Source organism: Pseudonocardia pini (assembly GCF_013870575.1).
Classification (GTDB): Bacteria; Actinomycetota; Actinomycetes; order Mycobacteriales; family Pseudonocardiaceae; genus Pseudonocardia; species Pseudonocardia pini.
The window spans coordinates 1-5243 of sequence record NZ_JACBXB010000372.1; the positions used below are offsets into that span (position 1 = coordinate 1).

Here is a 5243-nt window from a genome sequence, read left to right on the forward strand (position 1 = left end):
CAGGCAGAGCAAACGCCGCCGACACCCGCACCGCCGCGGGCAGAGCAAAGGTCGTCGACACCCGCACCCCCGCAGGCAGAGCGATCGACTCCACCGACACCCGCACCCCCGCAGGCAGAGCAAAGGTCGTCCGAACCCCACCTGACCAGCGGGAGGTCGAGGAACGTGCAGCGGAGGTCCCCGACCTCGCACGTCCCGTCCGCCCCGACGCCGCCGCAGGGGCCGTACTCCATCCGCTTCGGACAGCTCACGTGTGGAACCGGTGCGCCTCGTCGATCACCCGCACCAGCTGTCCCACCGCGCCGTCGAACATCTCCTTGCCGTGCTCCGGGGTGGCGCCGGTGGGGTCGCCGACGTGCCCGTCGGGGCCGAAGTCCTCGGACAGCCAGCCGAACGACACGGGCTTGCCGAAGCCGATCAGCGAGAACTCCCGCAGTCCCTCCGGCACCCGCCGCACGGCCAGGTCCATGTGCACCAGGTCCGGCCGCAGGTGCAGCATCAGCGAGGTCTCGCCGTGCCCGCCGTGGATCCCCAACCCGTACTCGGTCTCCGCGGACCCGGACCCGCCCTGGTCCACCGGCACGGACAGGTGCGCGAAGAAGGTCCGCAGCCCGAACTCCCGCCGCAGCTGCCGGGACGCCACCTGCCCCAGCGCCGAGTTCCCGCCGTGCCCGTTGACGAAGAGCAGCCGCGACAACCCGGAGGCCGCGAGGGAACGCCCGATGTCCTCCAACGTCCGCATCAGGGTGTCCCACGACAGCCACAGCGAGCCGGGGAAGGCGTGGTGCTCGTCGGACTTGGTGTAGGCCAGGGCCGGGAGCAGCACGCACGGCACGTCGGAGGCCGAGACCGCCGCCTCGGCCGCCGCCGAGGCCGTCACCAGGTCCGTCGACACCGGCAGGTGCGGCCCGTGCTGCTCGATGGCCCCCAACGGCAGGACGGCCACGGTGTCCGCGGGCAGCGCGGCCACCTGTGGCCCCGTGAGGTCGGTGAACCTCACCGCACGACCCCGATGTTCACCCGGGAGTCGACCGGCGGGGAGGAGACCAGCTTGCCCGGGTTGAGCAGCCCCTTCGGATCCGTCCGCCGGGCGGTCTCCCGAGCCAGCTCCACGTTCCGGTCCACGTACCACTGGTGCGGCGAGTGCACGCCGACCCCGATCGACTCCAGCCGACGAATCCCGGCGAGCAGCTCCTCCTCGCCGGAGTACTCCGCCACGATCATCGCGCCGGGCCCGTGCTGGAACAGCTCGAGGTGCAGGTGCACCGGGCCGGAGTAGCAGGCGCGCACCGCGTCCGGTGAGTCCCAGAGCGGCTCGCCGCTGCTCTCCACGTGGAAAAGCCGGGGCGCGTCCGCGGGCAGGGACTGCTGCAGGAAGTACACGGGATGGTTGTAGGACATGCCGGACACCACGTCCGTCTCGGCGTAGTCGCGGGCCACCCGCACGACCTCCCCGCACCCGCCGCGGATGCGGTCCACGACCTCGTCCACCGTGGACGCCTCGGCGATGACCCGCAGGCTCCAGCGCTCCGGGTCCAGTGCGACCGGCAGGGTCGGGACCAGCGCGGGCTCGTCCCCGGAGGCCAGCCGCGGTCTCACCGGCAGGTCCGCCAACGTCCGATGTACGGCGACGAGGTCGGCGTAGGAGCCGAACGAGCCGTAGACCGCGACCCACTCCCGGGCGGGGTCGGTGCGGATCTCGACGTCGACCAGCACGCCGGTCACGCCGTAGGTGTGCACGTACGGCTCGAGGTCCTTCCCCGACACCGTGAACAGCGACCCGCTGCCGTCCATCGGGGCGACCGTCGCGGAGACGACGTACCCGTCGGACGTCGTGCGGTGCTCGACCGTGCCCGTCCCCGCCGACCCCCCGCCGACGAACCCGCCGACGGTGGATCCCTTGGTGGACGGGAAGATCCAGATGTCCCGGCCCGCCGCGCGGGCGACCTCGTCGACCGTGGTCAGCTTCGCCCCGGCACCCGCGCGGACCGTCTCCCCGGTCACCTCGACGTGGTCGAGCCCGCGCAGATCGAGCACGATGCCGCCGTCGAACGGGGTGGCCTGCCCGTAGTTCCCGGTGCCCGCACCGCGCGGGGTGACCGGGACGTCGTGCCGGTAGGCCACCGCCAGGACGGCGGGGACCTGGTCCGGCGAGGTCGGCCGCACCACCAGGTCCGCCAGGTACCGCCCCGGGGGCAGCTTGTCCTGCAGGACGGGCGACATCCGCGACCAGTCCGAGGAGACCTTGAGCCGCAGGTCGCGGTCGGTGGAGACCTCGACGCCCAGCGCGGCCAGCTCGGACTCCAGCGTCACGGGGTCCCCATCCTGATCGACGGGTCGATGAACTCGTTGGTGTACAACGACTCCGCGCTCGGCGCGGGCCCGGACAGCGAGCCCTGCTGCTGCAGGAGCGGCACGAAGGTGCTCACGATCTCGCCCATCCGGGCCGGGTCGAACTGCCCGAACACGCCCGACGCCGGGTCGTTCGTCACGAAGCCCTGCTCCACCTGCGCCTTCGCCGAGAAGTCCGCGACGCCCTCGGAGTAGGTCCAGCCGGTCTGGTACTCGTTCACCAGGTCGACGATCAGGCTGTTGGTCGGGCCCGGGTTCGCCAGGTAGTCGATCTGGGCCTGCTGCATGATCGGCACGAGCTTGTCGAGGCAGCCGCGGAGGCCGTCGAGCTTGTCGGCGCGCACGGCGAGCGGCTCGGGGTAGATCGAGTAGCCGTAGTCCGCCACCTTCTGGAAGGCGATCGGCTTGTTCCACTCGGCGATCTCGTTCTGGTAGATGAACGGCTCGGCGGTGGCGAAGCCCTGCTGGAGGATCTTCGGGTCGGACACGAACCGCGCGGGCGTGCCCTCGTAGGAGGTGTCGGACTGCGCGGCGGCCATCGCGCCCTTCGAGGCGAGCAGCGCGGGCAGCACGTCGCCCGAGGTGACGACCGGGTCGCCGCCGGCGGCCGCCTGCTGCAGGGTCGTGGCCCCCGGGTGGCTGGCCGGGTCCCACATGATGATCTGCGGGGAGACCGTCATCTGCGAGGTCACCGCGACGGTCGCCTGGTTGCCGGTGGCGGTGAGCGCCGCGTCCGTGTTGACCGCGCCGAGGGTGATGTCGTCGTCCAGGGCCATCAGCGCCGGGACGGGCTGGAAGCCGACGTTCGGGCCGCCGGGGCGGACCTCGACGTCGACACCGGTGTCCACGCCCTGCGCGACGAACGACCCCTTCACGCTCTTGGCCGCCGCGTCGATCGTGCGGTCCGGGCCGACGACGGAGTACATCGCCCCGTGCTCGGCCTCGGGCTGCCAGTCCTGCTGGAACACGACGGTCGCGGGACAGCCCGCACCCGCGAGGTCCAGTGGCCCACCGGCCGGTGCGGCGGGGGCGGCCGGGGCGGTCGAGGCGGTCTCGCCGCCCCCGCCGCAGGCGGCGAGCACGAGGGCCGCCGCGACCCCCGCGGCGAGGAGTCCGGTCCTACGGAACATTCTTCCTCCAGGGAGCCTCATCGGGTGTGCCCGCCGTACCACCGGCCGACGACGGCCTTGTCCAGTGCGGCGAAGATCGAGAACACGACCACCCCGAACAGCGCGGTGAGGGCGATCGCGGTGAACAGCGCCTCCATCTGCAGGCGCAGCGTGTACGTGCGCAGCAGCCCACCGATGCCCGGTGCGCCCTGCTGGAAGTAGAAGTCCGCCACGATCACGCCGATCACCGCCAGGCCGGACGCGTTGCGCAGGCCGGTGAAGATCGACGGGACGGCGGCCGGGAACTGCAGCTTCGTGAGCCGTTGCCATCGCGTGGCCTTGTTGAGGGTGAGCAGGTCGTGCGCCGCGGGGCTCGCGGACTGCAGCCCGAACAGCGTGTTCGAGATCATCGGGAACACCGCGATGATGATGCAGACGACCACCCGCGCGGTGAACGCGTACCCCAGCCAGATCCCGATCAGCGGCACCAGCGCGAGGATCGGGATCGTCTGCAGGATCACCGCGTACGGGTACAGGATCCGCTCGGCCCACCCGGACTGCGACATGACCGTGGCGTAGCCGATCCCGAGCACCACGGCGCACACGAGCCCGACCATCGCCACACCCGCGCTGCGCGCCAGCGCCTCCAGCATCGGGCCCATCAGCTGCGGGTTCGACAATGCGCTGCCGAAGGCCTCGTGCGGCGGCGGGAGCAGGAAGCGCTGCTGCTCGGGCAGGACCAGGTACGAGACGGCGTACCAGACCACCGCGATCCCGGCGAGCGCCGCGAGGATCGGGACCGACCGGGAGACCGCGACCCTCCACCAGGGCGCCTTCCGGGCCCCCGCGCCGTCGGGGTGACCCGGGGCCGACCGCGGCGAGCCGATCACCGGATCCCCCGGTCCGCCCTCGATCACCGGGGTGGGCGTGCTCACGAGTGCTCTCCCAACGCGTGCGAGACCTGGCCGGTCAGCTCGGCGAACTCGGGTTCGTAGCGCAGGTCCGGCGGTCTCGGGTACTCGAAGGGCACCGGGATCTCGGCCACGATCCGGCCCGGCCGCCCGCTCATCACGAGCACCCGGGTCGACAGGTAGACCGCCTCGGAGACCGAGTGCGTGATGAACAGCCCGGCGAACCGCTTGAGCTGGAACAGCTTCTGCAGCTCGGTCTGCATCTGCAGGCGGGTGATCTCGTCGAGCGCGCCGAAGGGCTCGTCGAACAGGGCGAGGTCCGGGTCCGCCACCAGGGCTCGCGCCAGCGAGACCCTCATCCGCATGCCGCCGGAGAGCCGGCGCGGGTGCTGGGCCTCGAAACCTGTGAGCCCCACGAGGTCCAGGGCCTCCTGGGCGCGCCTGCGCCGCTCGTCCCCGGGCACCTTGCGCAGCTCGCCGACCAGCTCGACGTTGCGCAGGGCGCTGCGCCACTCCAGCAACGTGGGGTCCTGGAAGACGTAGCTCGTGGCGGCGGACTCGACGTCGATCACGCCGTCGGTCACCGACTCCAGCCCAGAGGCGAGCCGCAGCAGCGTGGACTTCCCACAGCCCGAGGGGCCGACGACCGTCACGAAGTCCCCGGGCTGCAGGGCCAGGCTGACGCCGCGTACCGCGACCGTGCCGGTGGGGAACCGTTTCGTGACGCCCGTGAGCGCCAGTGTGGGTCTGGCTGTCGGTGTGGCGGTGCCGGTCACACGATCACCTCGGAGACGGGGAGGTCCAGTACCTGGGCGGCGCGGGAGTCGGCGACGACCCGGCCGCCCGCGAGGACGATCCTGGCGTCGACGGC

The 5243-nt window shown here is 72.0% G+C and carries 6 protein-coding genes; all 6 read right to left on the reverse strand.

Translation table 11 applies throughout. The annotated features are described in order from the left end of the window. On the reverse strand, window positions 1-233 hold a 233-nt coding region (locus H5J29_RS19760; RefSeq protein WP_220187663.1), incomplete at its 3' end, for a hypothetical protein. Between the two features lie 14 nt (window positions 234-247). Beyond that, window positions 248-1000 carry a creatininase family protein gene (locus H5J29_RS19765; RefSeq protein WP_181782532.1) on the reverse strand — a complete coding sequence of 251 codons (753 nt, stop codon included), beginning with the start codon at window positions 998-1000 and terminating at the stop codon, window positions 248-250. Then, window positions 997-2313: an FAD-binding oxidoreductase gene (locus H5J29_RS35225; protein ID WP_312858316.1), complete on the reverse strand. Its 1317-nt coding sequence runs from the start codon at window positions 2311-2313 to the stop codon at window positions 997-999. Before H5J29_RS35225 ends, H5J29_RS19765 begins: the two co-directional genes overlap by 4 nt. Then, entirely contained in the window at window positions 2310-3482 is a 1173-nt protein-coding gene (locus H5J29_RS19775; RefSeq protein WP_181782533.1) for a hypothetical protein, read from the reverse strand. Before H5J29_RS19775 ends, H5J29_RS35225 begins: the two co-directional genes overlap by 4 nt. A 17-nt stretch (window positions 3483-3499) precedes the next feature. Beyond that, window positions 3500-4396 (reverse strand): ABC transporter permease, encoded by an 897-nt coding sequence (locus H5J29_RS36275; RefSeq protein WP_181782534.1) that lies wholly within the window; start codon window positions 4394-4396, stop codon window positions 3500-3502. After that, window positions 4393-5148 (reverse strand): ABC transporter ATP-binding protein, encoded by a 756-nt coding sequence (locus H5J29_RS19785; protein ID WP_181782535.1) that lies wholly within the window; start codon window positions 5146-5148, stop codon window positions 4393-4395. The genes H5J29_RS36275 and H5J29_RS19785 overlap by 4 nt, the downstream gene beginning before the upstream one ends. Between the last annotated feature and the right edge of the window lie 95 nt (window positions 5149-5243).

Bases quoted from the DNA above. Each gene is read 5' to 3' on its own strand.
- H5J29_RS19775 (WP_181782533.1), bottom strand. From the start codon at position 3,482: ATGTTCCGTAGGACCGGACTCCTCGCCGCGGGGGTCGCGGCGGCCCTC.